Origin of the sequence: Citrobacter sp. Cpo037 (genome assembly GCF_030332945.1) — a bacterium.
Classification (GTDB): Bacteria; Pseudomonadota; Gammaproteobacteria; order Enterobacterales; family Enterobacteriaceae; genus Citrobacter; species Citrobacter portucalensis.
This window is the reverse complement of sequence record NZ_JAOWGW010000042.1, coordinates 1-17,583: the sequence shown is the minus strand read 5'-3', so window position 1 is coordinate 17,583 and position 17,583 is coordinate 1. Positions and strand designations below refer to the sequence as shown.

14 protein-coding genes are annotated in these 17,583 nt (G+C 51.6%); 4 read left to right on the top strand and 10 right to left on the bottom strand.

Annotated elements, in window-relative coordinates:
* Together thiG and thiH are read left to right on the top strand one after the other, a co-directional pair.
* Entirely contained in the window at positions 1-771 is a 771-nt protein-coding gene (gene thiG, locus OGX94_RS05250; protein ID WP_197385382.1) for a thiazole synthase, read from the top strand.
* Positions 768-1,901 (top strand): 2-iminoacetate synthase ThiH, encoded by a 1,134-nt coding sequence (thiH, locus tag OGX94_RS05245; RefSeq protein WP_191226547.1) that lies wholly within the window; start codon positions 768-770, stop codon positions 1,899-1,901. The genes thiG and thiH overlap by 4 nt, the downstream gene beginning before the upstream one ends.
* 119 nt (positions 1,902-2,020) lie before the next feature.
* On the opposite strand, the gene cspG is transcribed toward thiH, so the two are convergent.
* Positions 2,021-2,233, bottom strand: a complete 213-nt coding sequence (gene cspG, locus OGX94_RS05240) for a cold shock protein CspG (protein WP_003033098.1) — start codon at positions 2,231-2,233, stop codon at positions 2,021-2,023.
* 1,092 nt (positions 2,234-3,325) lie between these two features.
* Here cspG and OGX94_RS05235 point away from each other — a divergent pair.
* Positions 3,326-3,631 carry a PTS sugar transporter subunit IIB gene (locus OGX94_RS05235; protein WP_003826913.1) on the top strand — a complete coding sequence of 102 codons (306 nt, stop codon included), beginning with the start codon at positions 3,326-3,328 and terminating at the stop codon, positions 3,629-3,631.
* A gap of 4 nt (positions 3,632-3,635) precedes the next feature.
* Positions 3,636-3,953, top strand: coding sequence for a PTS lactose/cellobiose transporter subunit IIA (locus OGX94_RS05230; protein WP_257662393.1), 318 nt, complete (start codon positions 3,636-3,638; stop codon positions 3,951-3,953).
* A 102-nt stretch (positions 3,954-4,055) separates the two neighbouring features.
* Here OGX94_RS05230 and rpoC read toward each other — a convergent pair whose 3' ends face one another.
* The 9 genes from rpoC to tuf all read right to left on the bottom strand — a co-directional run.
* On the bottom strand, positions 4,056-8,279 hold the full coding sequence (gene rpoC / locus OGX94_RS05225; RefSeq protein WP_003826919.1) for a DNA-directed RNA polymerase subunit beta': 4,224 nt from the start codon (positions 8,277-8,279) through the stop codon (positions 4,056-4,058).
* A 76-nt stretch (positions 8,280-8,355) separates the two neighbouring features.
* Positions 8,356-12,384 carry a DNA-directed RNA polymerase subunit beta gene (gene rpoB / locus OGX94_RS05220; protein WP_003033111.1) on the bottom strand — a complete coding sequence of 1,343 codons (4,029 nt, stop codon included), beginning with the start codon at positions 12,382-12,384 and terminating at the stop codon, positions 8,356-8,358.
* A 320-nt stretch (positions 12,385-12,704) separates the two neighbouring features.
* Positions 12,705-13,070: a 50S ribosomal protein L7/L12 gene (gene rplL, locus OGX94_RS05215; RefSeq protein ID WP_003033114.1), complete on the bottom strand. Its 366-nt coding sequence runs from the start codon at positions 13,068-13,070 to the stop codon at positions 12,705-12,707.
* A gap of 66 nt (positions 13,071-13,136) precedes the next feature.
* Positions 13,137-13,634, bottom strand: a complete 498-nt coding sequence (gene rplJ / locus OGX94_RS05210) for a 50S ribosomal protein L10 (RefSeq protein ID WP_001207203.1) — start codon at positions 13,632-13,634, stop codon at positions 13,137-13,139.
* 414 nt (positions 13,635-14,048) lie between these two features.
* Positions 14,049-14,756, bottom strand: a complete 708-nt coding sequence (gene rplA / locus OGX94_RS05205) for a 50S ribosomal protein L1 (protein ID WP_003033119.1) — start codon at positions 14,754-14,756, stop codon at positions 14,049-14,051.
* Between the two features lie 3 nt (positions 14,757-14,759).
* Positions 14,760-15,188 carry a 50S ribosomal protein L11 gene (gene rplK, locus OGX94_RS05200; protein ID WP_003033122.1) on the bottom strand — a complete coding sequence of 143 codons (429 nt, stop codon included), beginning with the start codon at positions 15,186-15,188 and terminating at the stop codon, positions 14,760-14,762.
* Between the two features lie 154 nt (positions 15,189-15,342).
* A complete protein-coding gene (nusG, locus tag OGX94_RS05195; protein ID WP_003033125.1) occupies positions 15,343-15,888 on the bottom strand; it encodes a transcription termination/antitermination protein NusG in 546 nt (181 codons plus the stop codon).
* Position 15,889: 1 nt separating this feature from the next.
* Positions 15,890-16,273, bottom strand: a complete 384-nt coding sequence (secE, locus tag OGX94_RS05190; protein ID WP_003033128.1) for a preprotein translocase subunit SecE — start codon at positions 16,271-16,273, stop codon at positions 15,890-15,892.
* Positions 16,274-16,503: 230 nt separating this feature from the next.
* Positions 16,504-17,583, bottom strand: a 1,080-nt coding sequence (gene tuf, locus OGX94_RS05185) for an elongation factor Tu (RefSeq protein ID WP_108361594.1), incomplete at its 5' end; no start/stop codon positions are given.

Here is a 17,583-nt window from a genome sequence, read left to right as displayed (position 1 = left end):
ATGTTACGTATTGCCGACAAAACGTTTGATTCGCATCTGTTCACCGGCACCGGAAAATTTGCTTCATCGCAGCTGATGGTCGAGGCGATTCGCGCCTCCGGCAGCCAACTGGTAACGCTGGCCATGAAGCGCGTGGATTTGCGTCAGCACAACGATGCCATTCTGGCGCCGCTGGTAGAAGCTGGTGTGACGCTGTTGCCCAACACTTCGGGGGCAAAAACCGCTGAAGAGGCGATTTTTGCTGCCCAGTTAGCGCGTGAAGCGCTGGGCACAAACTGGCTGAAATTAGAAATCCATCCGGACACCCGCTGGCTGTTACCCGATCCAATAGAAACATTGAAAGCTGCAGAAGCACTGGTGAAAAAGGGCTTCGTGGTACTGCCTTACTGTGGCGCAGATCCGGTGCTGTGCAAACGACTGGAAGAAGTAGGCTGTTCTGCAGTCATGCCGCTCGGCGCGCCCATCGGTTCTAATCAGGGGCTGGAAACCAAAGCGATGCTGGAGATTATTATCCAACAGGCGACCGTGCCGGTGGTGGTTGATGCAGGCATCGGCGTCCCCAGCCACGCCACGCAGGCGCTGGAAATGGGCGCCGACGCGGTGCTGGTCAATACGGCAATCGCGGTAGCCGACAGCCCGGTGATGATGGCAACCGCCTTCCGCCTGGCCGTTGAAGCTGGCTTGCTGGCACGCCAGGCGGTACCAGGAAGCAAAAGTTCGCAGGCAAGTCCCACCAGCCCGTTAACCGGATTCCTGGAGGCCTTCGCATGAAAACGTTCAGCGACCGCTGGCGGCAGCTGGACTGGGATGACATCCGCCTGCGCATCAACGGTAAAACCGCCGCTGACGTAGAGCGCGCCCTCAACGCTTCGCATCTTAGTCGCGACGATCTGATGGCATTGCTCTCTCCTGCCGCCGCCGATTATCTGGAGCCGCTGGCGCAGCGGGCGCAGAAGCTCACCCGTCAGCGTTTTGGTAACACGGTGAGCTTTTACGTGCCGTTGTATCTCTCCAACCTTTGCGCCAACGACTGCACCTACTGCGGTTTTTCGATGAGCAACCGTATCAAACGCAAAACGCTGGACGAAGATGAGATAACACGAGAGTGTGCGGCTATCCGTGAGCTGGGTTTTGAGCATCTGCTGCTGGTCACCGGTGAACATCAGGCAAAAGTGGGGATGAATTACTTTCGTCGCCATTTGCCTGCCATTCGCCGCCAGTTCGCCTCTTTACAGATGGAGGTACAGCCGTTGTCAGAGGCTGAATATGCAGAGCTGAAGACGCTGGGGCTGGATGGCGTGATGGTGTATCAGGAGAGTTATCATGAGGCAACTTACGCTCGTCACCATTTAAAAGGGAAAAAGCAGGATTTCTTCTGGCGCCTGGAAACGCCGGACAGGCTGGGCCGCGCAGGGATCGACAAAATCGGTCTTGGCGCGTTGATTGGTTTGTCCGACAGCTGGCGGGTTGATTGCTATATGGTGGCTGAACATCTGCTATGGATGCAGCAGCATTACTGGCAGAGCCGTTACTCTATCTCCTTCCCTCGCCTGCGCCCATGCACCGGAGGCGTTGAGCCTGCATCGATCATGGATGAGCGACAGTTGGTCCAGACCATTTGCGCGTTTCGTTTACTGGCGCCAGAAATTGAGCTGTCGCTCTCCACCCGCGAATCGCCATGGTTTCGTGACCATGTGATCCCGTTGGCGATCAACAACGTCAGCGCCTTCTCAAAAACCCAGCCCGGTGGTTATGCCGATAACCACCCCGAACTGGAACAGTTCTCCCCGCACGACGATCGTCGCCCAGAAGCCGTTGCTGAAGCACTCATGGCCCAGGGTTTACAGCCCGTGTGGAAAGACTGGGACAGCTATCTGGGGCGCGCTTCACAGGTGCCGTAGGTCAGGAGCAATCGCATAAACAAAAAAACCCGCTTTCGCGGGTTTTTTCTTCACTGGCACTTAACTGCTCGGGCTCTGGCCTTCATCGCTATCGTAAGCGTTCGTGAAATTATCGGCGATTACAGCGCGACAACGTTAACAGCAGACGGGCCTTTAGCGCCATTCTCCACGGAGAACTCCACCTTTTGACCTTCGTCTAACGTTTTAAAATCGTTACTCTGGATAGCGGAGAAATGTACAAACACATCCTTACTACCGTCCTGAGGAGTGATAAAGCCGAAGCCTTTGTCAGAGTTAAACCATTTTACTAAACCAGTCATTTTGTTAGACATAGATACTTCCTTTCATGTTTTTGAGCCGCTTATGCAGCGAAGATGGCCTGTTTTGCAGAAATTAACTTATGGGGCACTTAGGGAGGAGGCTCATGAAGAAGAGTATCTGAGGATAACGCTTGAACTGAGAACTGCTTTACTAAAACTGCTTGCATAAGGTCTGTGTTCCAAACCGATACCGCTATAGTAGACCTACTTCTAATCATTAAGCAAGCATTAATTTTTTTAATGCCCACTGAGTGATGCAATGTTGAACCATCGCGGCCAAGCATCCTGGATAACAGCTTGATCTACAATGAACAAAAGCCCCGACTATTGCAGTCAGGGCTTTACGTTACTACACACTTCAAATTTAACATTAATAAACTTAACGATTTAATACTGCTGATGGTACTACTTTAAAATGTACACGTTTACTATAGATAATATTGGATATTGATACTAACTAAAGCTTTCCTCTATTTACCGTTAAACACATTCCACCCGCTTGATAATAGAACTCAAGGCTGGTGACCTAAACAAGTACACTTCCCCTCGCGACATATACTCTTTGATGCGTTGCCTTATTTCCCTCGTGATAACCAAAAAAGAAGAAATCACGAACATTTACTATTAAATCATGGCGTTACATCGTCGCGTTTTACTGATTTTTTGCGATTAGATATATCAACTACGTGGCCTGAAAGCATTGTCGAGGTGAAAAAATAGCGTTTTCAGCATCGACTATCCCATACAAAAAATACTTCGTGGCCTTTATCGCAAACCCAATCAAGCTCTACTAACACTTACTACGTTAACAGCAAACTACAATTTCTCCGCTGTTAAGTATTAACATACGGGTTTAAAAAACGCTGTCAATACTGTTTTTTATAACATGTATTTATTGACAGTAATTATATATTCCAGCATGTGATAAGCGAGTCAAAAAGCCGCTGGACCTGGTCCAGATCGCAGGGTTCTGCCTCTTTTTGTAACCGGTTTCAGAAAAAGCGGCTTTCTTTGTGATGCCTTGCACACATTCGTTGCAAAGCAGTTGTTGCTATAGCTGGCTCGCGATAATTATCAATTCACACATGTTGATCGAGACTGCTTATGAAAAACATCGTTTTATGCTGTGCCGCCGGAATGTCCACCAGCATGCTGGTGCAAAGGATGAAAGATGCCGCCCAGAAAAAAGGCGTCGACGTCACCATCAAAGCCGTCCCGGTGGCCGAGTTTGAAGAGAATATCGCTACAGCGGATATCGTTTTGCTCGGTCCACAGGTTAAGTATGAACAGGCCAAGCTACAGGCGATCGCCGACCCACTAGGCAAAAAGGTCACCGTTATCGACATGATGGATTACGGTATGATGAAAGGCGATGCGGTACTGGATAAGGCGCTGAAACTACTGGAGTGATGGTATGGAAGAGTTAGAAACGATCATCATGGAGTTATTGGTAAACGCTGGCACTGCACGCAGCCAGGCCCTGACGGCATTGCAACTGGCGCGTAAAGGTGATTTCTCCGCTGCAGAACAAGCGATGACGGAATCACGCGAGTACGTCAAACAAGCACATAAAATCCAGACCCAGCTGATCGGTATTGACGAGGGCACCGGCAAACTACCGGTTAATCTCATCACCGTCCATTCGCAGGACCACCTGATGAATGCCATGGTGATTCAGGATCTGGCCGGCGATATGATTGAGCTTTATCGGCGGTTACCACCGGTAAATTAATGACACTGCCGGATGGCTTCGTAGACCTGATAATCGCCATCAGAAATAACATAGACATAAAAAAACCCGCCGAAGCGGGTTTTTTATTATGGTCGGCAACGATTAATCGTTGTCAGAACCGCCCAGGCCTGCGTTCAGCAGTTCTGCCAGGCTGGCAGACGCATCTTCAGCAGTTACCTGCGGTGCAGCTGGCAGTTCGCCCGCTGCGCGACGGCGCATACGATCCTGGTGGTACGCATAACCAGTACCTGCCGGGATCAGACGACCCACGATGACGTTCTCTTTCAGACCGCGCAGTTCATCACGTTTACCTGCAACAGCTGCTTCGGTCAGGACACGCGTGGTTTCCTGGAACGATGCTGCAGAGATGAAGGACTCGGTTGCCAGAGACGCTTTGGTGATACCCAGCAGATCGCGGGAGAACGTTGCACCCACTTTGCCGTTCGCTTCCAGCTCGCGGTTTGCGATCTTGACGCGGGAGTATTCAACCTGCTCGCCTTCCAGGAAGTCGGAGCTACCAGCGCTTTCGATGGTGGCTTTACGCAGCATCTGACGAACGATAACTTCGATGTGTTTATCGTTAATCTTAACACCCTGCAGACGGTATACGTCCTGAACTTCGTTAACGATGTAACGAGTTACAGCATGCACACCACGCAGACGCAGGATGTCGTGCGGCGCTTCCGGACCGTCGGAAACCACGTCACCACGTTCTACACGTTCACCTTCGAACACGTTGAGCTGACGCCATTTCGGAATCATCTCTTCGTAAGGTTCGCTACCGTCTACCGGGGTGATAACCAGACGACGTTTACCTTTGGTTTCTTTACCGAAGGAAATGATGCCGCTGATTTCAGCCAGGATTGCCGGCTCTTTCGGACGACGTGCTTCGAACAGGTCCGCAACGCGCGGCAGACCACCGGTGATATCCTTGGTACCGCCGGATTCCTGCGGAACACGCGCCAGGGTGTCACCAGAGCTGATCTGTACGCCATCTTCCAGCTGAACAATCGCTTTACCCGGCAGGAAGTACTGAGCAGGCATATCGGTGCCTGGGATCAGAACGTCGTTGCCCTGAGCATCAACAATTTTCAGTGCCGGACGCAGGTCTTTACCACCCGCAGTACGCTCTGCAGAATCCAGAACCACCAGAGAAGACAGACCGGTCAGCTCGTCGGTCTGACGAGTAATGGTCTGGCCGTCGATCATGTCAGTAAAGCGGACGAAACCACTCACTTCGGTGATAACCGGCATGGTGTGCGGATCCCAGTTTGCTACGGTTTCGCCGCCAGCAACCTGTTCGCCATCACCTTTCGCCATAACGGAGCCGTAAGGCACTTTATAGCTTTCTTTGGTACGGCCGAATTCGTCGATCAGTTTCAGTTCGGTGTTACGTGAGGTGATAACCAGTTTACCGCTGGAGTTCACAACCGACTTCGCGTTGCTCAGACGGATGCTACCTTTGTTTTTCACCTGGATGCTGGATTCAGCAGCCGCACGAGATGCCGCACCACCGATGTGGAACGTACGCATCGTCAGCTGTGTACCCGGTTCACCGATGGACTGTGCCGCGATAACGCCGATTGCTTCACCTTTGTTGATGATGTGGCCACGCGCCAGGTCACGACCATAGCAGTGCGCACATACACCAAAGTCAGTGTCACAAGATACAACGGAACGGACTTTAACGGAGTCTACGGAGTTCTCTTCCAGCAGATCACACCACTGTTCGTGCAGCAGCGTGTTGCGTGGAACCAGAATATCCGCCGTACCCGGCTTCAGAACGTCTTCAGCAGTTACACGACCCAGAACGCGATCGCGCAGCGGCTCTTTAACGTCACCACCCTCGATAACCGGGGTCATGGTGATGCCTTCCAGAGTGCCGCAATCGTCTTCAGTAACAACCAGGTCCTGCGCGACGTCAACCAGACGACGAGTCAGATAACCGGAGTTCGCTGTTTTCAGTGCGGTATCCGCCAGACCTTTACGAGCACCGTGAGTAGAGATGAAGTACTGGAGTACGTTCAGACCTTCACGGAAGTTCGCGGTGATTGGCGTTTCGATGATGGAGCCATCTGGCTTCGCCATCAGACCACGCATACCTGCCAGCTGACGAATCTGTGCTGCAGAACCACGCGCACCGGAGTCGGCCATCATGTAGATGCTGTTGAAGGAAACCTGCTGCTCTTCTACGCCGTCACGGTTAATAACGGTTTCGGTTTGCAGGTTATCCATCATCGCTTTGGATACACGATCGTTCGCCGCAGCCCAGATATCGATAACTTTGTTATAGCGTTCGCCTGCTGTTACCAGACCAGACTGGAACTGCTCCTGGATCTCAGCAACTTCAGCTTCCGCTTCAGAGATGATCTCGTGTTTCTTCTCTGGGATGACCATGTCATCAATACCAACAGATGCACCTGAACGCGCTGCATATGCAAAACCGGTATACATTGTCTGGTCAGCGAAGATAACGGTCGGCTTCAGGCCCAAAATGCGGTAACAGGTGTTCAGCATTTTGGAGATAGCTTTCTTGCCCAGCGCCTGGTTGACGATGGAGAAAGGCAGACCTTTCGGTACGATCATCCACAGAATTGCACGGCCAACGGTCGTGTCTTTCAGGCTGGTTTTCGCAACGAATTCGCCGTTTTCATCTTTTTCGTATTCGGTGATACGCACTTTAACGCGCGCATGCAGAGAGGCCAGACCTGCGCGATAAATACGCTCAGCTTCTTTCGGGCCAGTCAGCACCATGCCTTCGCCTTTGGCGTTAACACAGTCACGGGTCATGTAGTACAGACCCAATACAACGTCCTGAGACGGAACGATGATAGGTTCGCCGTTCGCCGGAGACAGGATGTTGTTGGTAGACATCATCAGCGCACGCGCTTCGAGCTGGGCTTCCAGCGTCAGCGGTACGTGAACAGCCATCTGGTCACCATCGAAGTCGGCGTTATATGCCGCACAAACCAGCGGGTGCAGCTGGATAGCTTTACCTTCGATCAGTACCGGTTCAAATGCCTGGATACCCAGACGGTGCAGTGTTGGTGCACGGTTCAGCAGTACCGGGTGTTCGCGGATAACTTCGTCCAGGATATCCCAAACGACAGCTTCTTCACGCTCAACCATTTTCTTAGCGGCTTTGATGGTGGTGGCCAGGCCACGCAGTTCCAGCTTGCCGTAGATGAACGGTTTGAACAGTTCCAGTGCCATTTTCTTCGGCAGACCGCACTGATGCAGACGCAGGTATGGACCTACGGTGATTACAGAACGACCGGAGTAGTCAACACGCTTACCGAGCAGGTTCTGACGGAAACGACCCTGCTTACCTTTGATCATGTCGGCCAAAGATTTCAGAGGACGTTTGTTAGAACCGGTGATCGCACGACCGCGACGACCGTTATCCAGCAGGGCGTCAACCGCTTCCTGCAGCATACGTTTTTCGTTGCGTACGATGATGTCCGGCGCAGCCAGATCCAGAAGACGCTTCAGACGGTTGTTACGGTTGATAACGCGACGATACAGATCGTTCAGATCCGATGTTGCGAAACGACCACCATCCAGCGGAACCAGCGGACGCAGATCTGGCGGCAGAACCGGCAGAACGGTCAGGATCATCCACTCTGGCTTGTTGCCAGACTGTACGAAGGCTTCCAGCAGTTTGATACGCTTGGTCAGCTTCTTACGCTTGGTTTCAGAGTTGGTTTCGTTCAGCTCTTCACGCAGAGTTTCACACTCTTGCTCCAGATCCATGCTTTTCAGCAGAGCCTGGATAGCTTCCGCACCCATCTTCGCGTCGAATTCGTCACCGAATTCTTCCAGCGCGTCCAGATACTGCTCTTCAGTCAGGATCTGTTGACGTTCCAGGTTAGTCATACCGCCTTCGATAACTACATAAGATTCGAAGTACAGTACGCGCTCGATATCGCGCAGCGGCATATCAAGCAGCAGACCGATACGGGACGGCAGAGATTTCAGGAACCAGATATGAGCAGTCGGAGACGCCAGCTCGATGTGGCCCATACGCTCACGGCGTACTTTAGTCTGGGTCACTTCAACGCCGCACTTCTCACAGATCACACCACGGTGTTTCAGGCGCTTGTACTTACCGCACAGGCACTCGTAGTCTTTTACCGGCCCAAAGATACGGGCGCAGAAAAGGCCGTCACGTTCAGGTTTGAACGTACGGTAGTTGATGGTTTCCGGCTTCTTAACTTCACCGAAAGACCATGAACGGATCATGTCTGGCGAGGCCAGAGCAATTTTGATCGCATCAAACTCTTCGGTTTTAGTCTGCGCTTTCAGAAACTTTAATAAATCTTTCACGGATTTGCTCCCGTCGGAGTTAGCACAATCTGGCGCTGGCTGTTACGCCAGCACCAGTGACCTGTTTGATCGAGAGTTACTCGTCTTCCAGCTCGATGTTGATACCCAGCGAACGAATCTCTTTCAACAGTACGTTGAAGGATTCCGGCATGCCTGGTTCCATCTGATGGTTGCCGTCCACGATGTTTTTATACATCTTAGTACGACCGTTCACGTCATCAGACTTAACGGTGAGCATTTCCTGCAGGGTGTATGCTGCGCCATATGCTTCCAGCGCCCACACTTCCATCTCCCCGAAGCGCTGACCACCGAACTGCGCCTTACCACCCAGCGGCTGCTGAGTAACCAGGCTGTAAGAACCGGTAGAACGCGCATGCATCTTGTCATCAACCAGGTGGTTCAGTTTCAGCATGTACATGTAGCCAACGGTAACCTGGCGCTCGAACTGCTCACCGGTACGACCGTCGAACAGTGTGATCTGACCGGAAGTCGGCAGGCCACCCAGCTGTAACAGTTCCTTGATTTCAGACTCTTTCGCACCGTCGAATACCGGCGTTGCGATCGGCATACCTTTTTTCAGGTTTTCAGCCAGACGCAGAACTTCTTCATCGCTGAAGGTATTCAGGTCAACTTTCTGACGAACATCTGAACCCAGATCGTAAGCACGCTGGATGAATTCGCGCAGTTTCGCGACTTCCTGCTGCTGTTTCAGCATGGCGTTGATCTTATCGCCGATACCTTTTGCAGCCATACCCAGGTGGGTTTCAAGGATCTGACCGATGTTCATACGCGATGGTACGCCCAGCGGGTTCAGTACGATATCTACCGGCGTACCGTTAGCATCGTGTGGCATATCTTCGATCGGGTTGATCTTAGAGATTACACCCTTGTTACCGTGACGACCTGCCATCTTATCACCAGGCTGGATCCGACGTTTAACCGCCAGATAAACCTTAACAATCTTCAGCACACCCGGTGCCAGATCGTCGCCCTGAGTGATTTTACGGCGTTTCGCTTCGAGTTTTTTCTCGAATTCGTGTTTCAGTTCGTCGTACTGCTCAGCCAGTTGTTCCAGCTGATTCTGTTTCTCTTCGTCGGTCAGGCCGAGTTCTAACCAGCGGTCACGCGGCAGTTTGTCGAGCTTCTCAGCTTCAACACCACCGGAAACCAGCACAGCGTAGATACGGCTGAACAGGCCAGCTTCGAGGATCTGCAGTTCTTCAGACAGGTCTTTTTTCGCCTGCTTCAGCTGCATCTCTTCGATTTCCAGCGCACGTTTGTCTTTTTCTACGCCATCGCGAGTAAAGACCTGAACGTCGATAATCGTACCGGAAACACCGTTTGGCACGCGCAGAGAAGAGTCTTTAACGTCAGACGCTTTCTCACCGAAGATTGCACGCAGCAGCTTCTCTTCTGGCGTCAGCTGGGTTTCACCTTTCGGCGTTACCTTACCAACCAGAATGTCGCCACCGGTCACTTCCGCACCGATATAAACGATACCGGATTCATCCAGTTTGGAGAGCGCAGCTTCACCCACGTTCGGGATGTCAGCGGTGATCTCTTCTGGCCCCAGCTTGGTGTCACGGGACACACATGCCAGTTCCTGAATGTGGATGGTGGTGAAACGGTCTTCCTGGACAACACGCTCGGATACGAGGATGGAGTCTTCGAAGTTGTAACCATTCCATGGCATGAATGCCACGCGCATGTTCTGACCCAGCGCCAGTTCACCGAGGTCGGTGGACGGACCGTCTGCCAGCACATCACCACGTTCAACCGGCTCGCCCAGAGATACACAAGGCATCTGGTTGATACAGGTGTTCTGGTTAGAACGGGTGTATTTGGTCAGGTTATAAATGTCGATACCTGCTTCGCCCGGGTACATCTCGTCTTCGTTAACTTTGATAACGATACGGGAAGCATCCACGTACTGAACAGTACCGCCACGTTTAGCAACTGCAGTAACACCGGAGTCAACGGCAACAGCACGTTCCATACCGGTACCAACCAGCGGCTTATCAGCGCGCAGAGTCGGAACCGCCTGACGTTGCATGTTCGCACCCATCAATGCACGGTTGGCGTCATCGTGTTCCAGGAACGGGATCAGGGACGCACCGACGGATACCACCTGCTGGGTGGATACGTCCATGTAGTCAACCTGGTCGCGGCTGAACAAGCTGGATTCGCCTTTGCTACGGCAGGTAACCAGATCTTCTACAAAGTGGCCTTCGTCATCCAGGTTGGAGTTCGCCTGAGCGATAACGTAGTTGCCTTCTTCGATAGCAGACAGGTAATGAATTTCGTCAGTTACAACACCGTCGGTCACTTTACGGTACGGAGTCTCGAGGAAGCCGTATTCGTTAGTCTGTGCATACACGGACAGGGAGTTGATCAGACCGATGTTCGGACCTTCAGGCGTTTCGATTGGACATACGCGACCGTAGTGAGTCGGGTGTACGTCTCGAACTTCGAAGCCTGCGCGTTCACGGGTCAGACCGCCTGGGCCGAGTGCAGAGATACGACGTTTGTGCGTAATCTCAGACAGCGGGTTGTTCTGGTCCATAAACTGAGACAGCTGGCTGGAACCAAAGAACTCTTTCACTGCTGCAGAAATCGGCTTGGCGTTGATCATATCCTGAGGCATCAGGGTATCCAGATCGCCCAGAGACAGACGCTCTTTCACCGCACGCTCAACACGTACCAGGCCAACGCGGAACTGGTTTTCCGCCATTTCGCCTACGGAACGGATACGACGGTTGCCGAGGTGGTCGATATCATCGACTTCGCCTTTACCGTTACGGATATCGATGAGCTTCTTCATCACTTCGATGATGTCGTCTTTGCTCAGGATACCGGAACCTTCGATTTCGTCGCGCAGCAGAGAACGGTTGAACTTCATACGACCAACCGCAGACAGGTCATAGCGGTCTTCGGAGAAGAACAGGTTCTCGAACAGGCTTTCAGCAGCTTCACGAGTCGGCGGCTCACCAGGACGCATCATGCGGTAGATTTCTACCAGTGCGCTCAGACGATCGTTGGTTGGGTCAACACGTACAGTTTCAGAAATGTATGGACCGTGGTCCAGATCGTTAGTGAACAGCGTTTCGATACGCTTGTGACCAGACTGGCTCAGCTTAGCCAGCAGATCCAGGCTCAGCTCCATGTTAGCTGCGCAGATCAGCTCGCCAGTAGATTCGTCAACGTAGTCTTTAGCAGCAACTTTACCAGCAATGTATTCAACCGGAACTTCGATATGTTTGATATCGTCTTTTTCCAGTTGGCGAATGTGGCGCGCAGTGATGCGACGGCCTTTTTCGACGTAGACTTTGCCGTTAGCTTCAATGTCAAAGGAGGCGGTTTCACCACGCAGGCGTTCCGGCACCAGTTCCATCTGCAACTTGTTGTCACGAATTTCAAAAACAACTTTTTCAAAGAACAGGTCAAGGATCTGCTCAGTGGTGTAGTTCAGTGCACGCAGAATAATGGTCGCAGGCAGTTTACGGCGACGGTCAATACGTACGAACAGGTTGTCCTTCGGATCGAATTCGAAGTCCAGCCAGGAACCACGGTAAGGGATGATGCGCGCGTTATACAGCACTTTACCCGAAGAGTGGGTTTTACCTTTGTCGGAGTCAAAGAAGACGCCAGGACTACGGTGCAGCTGAGAAACGATAACACGCTCAGTACCATTGATTACAAAGGTACCGTTGTCAGTCATGAGCGGAATTTCGCCCATGTAGACTTCTTGTTCTTTAATATCTTTTACGGTGCCTTCCGGCGCTTCGCGCTCGTAGATCACCAGACGCAGTTTTACGCGCAGCGGTGCGGAATAGGTCACGCCACGGATCTGACATTCCTGAACGTCAAACACCGGTTCGCCAAGGCGGTAGCTGACGTATTGCAGCTCGGAATTACCGCTGTAGCTCTGAATCGGGAAAACGGAACGGAAAGCTGCTTCCAGACCATACTGCCCTTCAGGATCTTGCTCGATGAACTTCTGAAACGAGTCAAGCTGGATAGAAAGGAGATAAGGTATGTCCAACACTTGTGGACGTTTACCAAAATCCTTACGAATACGTTTTTTCTCGGTATAGGAGTAAACCATTAGGGTTCCTCAGCTCGCTGACAAGTCGACCCATCTGTCCGACGAAGGGACAGTTTGTGCAACACTATTTTGTTGACCGGAAAATCGAATACTTTCCGCAATGCCTGTTGCTATCACGCTTAAACCATTTCATTGCGATTTACACAGAACTGATGCTCTGTCGCAGTATATTAAGACGTCGATAGAAACAAGCATTGAAAGGCACAGCAGTAGTCAAACAGTGTGAAATGCTACTGGCGCCTTACAGCGCAAAAAGGCTGGTGACTAAAAAGTCACCAGCCATCAGCCTAATTTCTTAGGCTGCAACCAGAAAAGTTGGCTTATTTAACTTCAACTTCAGCGCCAGCTTCTTCCAGAGATTTTTTCAGTGCTTCTGCGTCGTCTTTGCTGATGCCTTCTTTCAGGGCAGCCGGAGCAGATTCTACCAGGTCTTTAGCTTCTTTCAGACCCAGGCCAGTTGCGCCACGTACTGCTTTGATTACAGCAACTTTGTTAGCGCCAGCAGCTTTCAGAATTACGTCGAATTCAGTTTTTTCTTCAGCAGCTTCAGCCGGGCCAGCAGCTACAGCTACAGCAGCAGCAGCGGAAACACCGAATTTTTCTTCCATTGCAGAGATCAGTTCTACAACGTCCATTACGGACATAGCGGATACTGCTTCAATGATTTGATCTTTAGTGATAGACATTTAAATTGTTCCTGAAAATCAGAATAAGTTTATACGTAAGCAGATGCTTGAGAAAGATAACTGCGATTAAGCAGCTTCTTTCGCATCGCGTACAGCAGCCAGAGTACGAACCAGTTTGCCAGCCGAAGCTTCTTTCATGGTTGCCATCAGGCGTGCAATTGCTTCTTCGTAGGTCGGCAGAGTTGCCAGGCGATCGATTTGCGATGCCGGGATCAATTCACCTTCAAAGGCTGCGGCTTTGACCTCAAATTTTGCATTCGCTTTCGCGAACTCTTTGAACAGACGAGCAGCAGCGCCCGGGTGTTCCATAGAGTATGCAATCAGGGTCGGACCAACAAACGTGTCTTTCAGGCACTCGAACTGAGTACCTTCAACGACGCGGCGCAGCAGGGTGTTACGAACAACACGCATGTATACGCCAGCTTCACGACCTGCTTTACGCAGTTCAGTCATTTTATCTACAGTTACGCCACGGGAATCCGCAACTACTGCAGACAGCGCGCCTTTGGCTACTTCGCTGACTTCAGCAACAATCGCTTGTTTGTCTTGAAGATTTAAAGCCATTAGCTTTGCTCCTGGATGTTTGCCGGAACTCATGTTCCGGAACTCACTTCACTCTCCCCAACGGAGAGAGCGTCTAAATACGGTGAGCAGAAACAAGCCAGAGTATCAGAAATAATCTTAGCGTTCTGTCACCGTCTACGCAGGGCATTAAGTTTCTTACGAAACACCTGCGGTCTTCGACGGAGGCCTGGATAGGCCAGGCTCCAACGAACAAATCTTGTCTATCTGTCGCTATTCAATCTGTGACGGCGTTGACTGCCTTAGTTCACACCAGTCACATAGTTAACTATGCTCCTGGCGATTCACTCAGTTGTCGCCTTTCCACAGCCTGAATATCTCGGATATACGTCTGCAATTAGCAGAAACGTGGGGGTAAGATTGTAGACAAAATCACCGCCCACGTAAAGGCGAATATTAGTTCGCCACAGTCGCAGTCAGACCGGACTGATCAACGGCAACACCAGCACCCATGGTGGTGGAGATGCTAACTTTCTTGATGTACACGCCTTTAGCCTGAGTCGGTTTCGCTTTTTTCAGCGCAACCAGCAGAGATTCCAGGTTTTCTTTCAGTTTGTCAGCGTCAAAATCCACTTTACCGATGGTGGTGTGGATGATGCCGTTTTTGTCGTTACGGTAACGAACCTGACCTGCTTTAGCGTTCTTAACTGCTTCAGCAACGTTAGGGGTTACAGTACCAACTTTCGGGTTTGGCATCAGGCCGCGCGGGCCCAGAACCTGACCCAGCTGGCCAACAACGCGCATTGCATCCGGGGAAGCAATAACAACGTCAAAGTTCATTTCGCCTTTCTTGATCTGGTCAGCCAGATCTTCCATACCTACCAGCTCAGCGCCTGCAGCTTTAGCAGCTTCAGCGTTTGCGCCCTGGGCAAATACGGCTACGCGAACGGAACGGCCAGTACCGTGCGGCAGTACAGTTGCACCACGTACGTTCTGGTCAGATTTACGAGCGTCGATGCCGAGGTTAACGGCAACGTCTACGCTTTCTACGAATTTAGCAGTGGCCAGCTCTTTCAGCAGAGCAATAGCTTCGTTGATGTCGTACTGTTTAGTTGCATCAACTTTGTCACGGATCACGCGCATACGCTTGGTCAGTTTAGCCATTTCTTAATCCTCCACTACCAGGCCCATGGAACGTGCAGTACCTTCAATGGAGCGAGTCATCGCTTCAATGTCGGAACCAGTCATGTCGGCAGCTTTGGTCTGCGCGATTTCCTGCAGCTGAGCGCGGGAAATTTTACCCACTTTGTCTTTGTTCGGCTTGCCGGAACCAGACTTGATACCAGCCGCTTTCTTCAGCAGAACTGCTGCCGGAGGCGTTTTGGTAACGAAAGTGAAAGAACGGTCAGCGTAAACGGTGATAACAACCGGGATCGGCAGACCTTTTTCCATGGAATCAGTTTTTGCGTTGAACGCTTTGCAGAATTCCATGATGTTCACGCCTTGTTGACCCAGTGCTGGACCTACCGGCGGACTCGGGTTAGCCATACCAGCTGCAACCTGCAGCTTGACGTAGGCCTGGACTTTCTTAGCCATTCTAAATTCCTCTAGTTGGGTTATAGCGCCTCAAGGAGGCTCCCCGTGATTAAATTCGTTTTACGGACAGGGCCCATAAAAACAAAAGGCGCGAAATTGTATTCCAATCTCGCGCCTTGTGCAACGATTAAATCGCCGCTTTTTTGATCGCTGTTTAGGCTTTTTCTACCTGGGCAAAGTCCAGTTCTACTGGGGTCGCGCGACCGAAGATAGAAACAGAGACTTTCAGGCGGGACTTCTCGTAGTCCACTTCTTCAACCACACCGTTAAAGTCAGCAAACGGACCGTCACTAACGCGAACCATTTCACCTGGCTCAAACATCGTTTTCGGACGTGGTTTATCGCCAACCTGCTGCAGACGGTTCATGATCGCATCAACTTCTTTGTCGCTGATCGGCGCCGGACGGTCAGATGTACCGCCGATAAAGCCCATCACACGCGGCACGCTGCGCACCAGGTGCCAGCTTGCGTCATTCATCACCATCTGGACCAGTACATAGCCCGGGAAGAATTTACGTTCGCTCTTGCGACGCTGGCCACCACGGATTTCGACCACTTCTTCGGTCGGCACCATGACTTCGCCAAACAGCTCTTCCATATTTTGTAACTTGATATATTCGCGCAGCGACGTGGCTACGCGGCCTTCAAAACCGGAAAACGCCTGAACGACGTACCAGCGCTTTTTAGGGGCTTCAGACATCTTAGAACCTCAGGCCAGTGATAAAGGATACCAGGCGAACCAGAATACCATCCAGTCCCCACAGGATCAGTGACATTACTGCGGTAACCGCAGCCACAATTAATGTGGTGTGCAATGTTTCCTGGCGAGTTGGCCAAATGACCTTACGGACTTCGGTTCTCGCTTCACGGGCAAAAGCAACGGTCGCTTTACCTTTTGTTGTCAACAGCGCGACACCACCCGCTGCGGCAATCAGAATCACTACGGCCAGCGCACGCAGCGGCAGCATCATGTCACGATAGAGGTAGTTGCCAACGATAGCTACAAGCAGCAATACAGCGACAACAACCCACTTCATCGCTTCCAGGCCGCGCCCGCTTCCTTGAGCTTCGGTATTCGCACTCATAAACCAACCTGTCAGAAGTATTCTACAAACATTTTCACCCCGCGTAAGCGAGGCGATCCAAACCGAAATGCTCTGGTGCGTTTCGGACTAAACGCCCTCTTCAGAGCCTGTCTCAGCAATGATTATGACAAAAAAAATCACTGATGAGCCAGGTTCTGGTGTGAAAGCGTGCAAAAAGGGCATCAAATGATGCCCTTTTATTGCGCATTGCGTCAAATGTTATTCGGCAATTAGCTCATTACTTTGGCAACAACGCCCGCACCAACAGTACGGCCGCCTTCACGGATTGCGAAACGCAGACCGTCGTCCATCGCGATTGGGTGGATCAGGGTAACAACCATTTTGATGTTGTCGCCCGGCATTACCATCTCTACGCCTTCCGGCAGTTCGATGGTACCAGTCACGTCAGTAGTACGGAAGTAGAACTGCGGACGGTAGCCTTTGAAGAACGGAGTATGACGGCCGCCTTCGTCTTTGGACAGAATGTACACTTCAGATTCGAACTTGGTGTGCGGCTTGATAGAGCCCGGCTTAGCCAGTACCTGACCACGTTCGATTTCTTCACGTTTGATACCACGCAGCAGAACACCAACGTTCTCACCAGCACGGCCTTCGTCCAGCAGTTTGCGGAACATTTCAACGCCAGTACAGGTAGACTTAGCAGTCTCTTTGATACCAACGATTTCAACTTCTTCACCAACTTTGATGATACCGCGCTCTACACGACCGGTAACAACGGTACCACGACCGGAGATGGAGAATACGTCTTCGATAGGCAGCAGGAACGGCTTGTCAATCGCACGCTCTGGTTCTGGGATGTAAGAATCCAGGAAGCCAGCCAGTTCGATGATTTTCGCTTCCCACTCTGCTTCGCCTTCCAGCGCTTTCAGAGCAGAACCACGAACGATCGGAGTGTCGTCGCCTGGGAAATCGTACTGAGACAGAAGTTCACGAACTTCCATTTCTACCAGTTCCAGCAGCTCTTCGTCATCAACCATGTCGCATTTGTTCAGGAACACGATGATGTACGGAACGCCTACCTGACGACCCAGCAGGATGTGCTCACGAGTCTGCGGCATCGGGCCGTCAGTCGCAGCAACAACCAGGATCGCGCCGTCCATCTGCGCAGCACCGGTGATCATGTTTTTAACATAGTCGGCGTGGCCCGGGCAGTCTACGTGTGCGTAGTGGCGAGTCGGGGTGTCATATTCAACGTGAGAAGTGTTGATGGTGATACCACGAGCTTTTTCTTCCGGCGCGTTATCGATCTGGTCGAATGCACGAGCAGCACCGCCGTAGGTTTTAGCCAG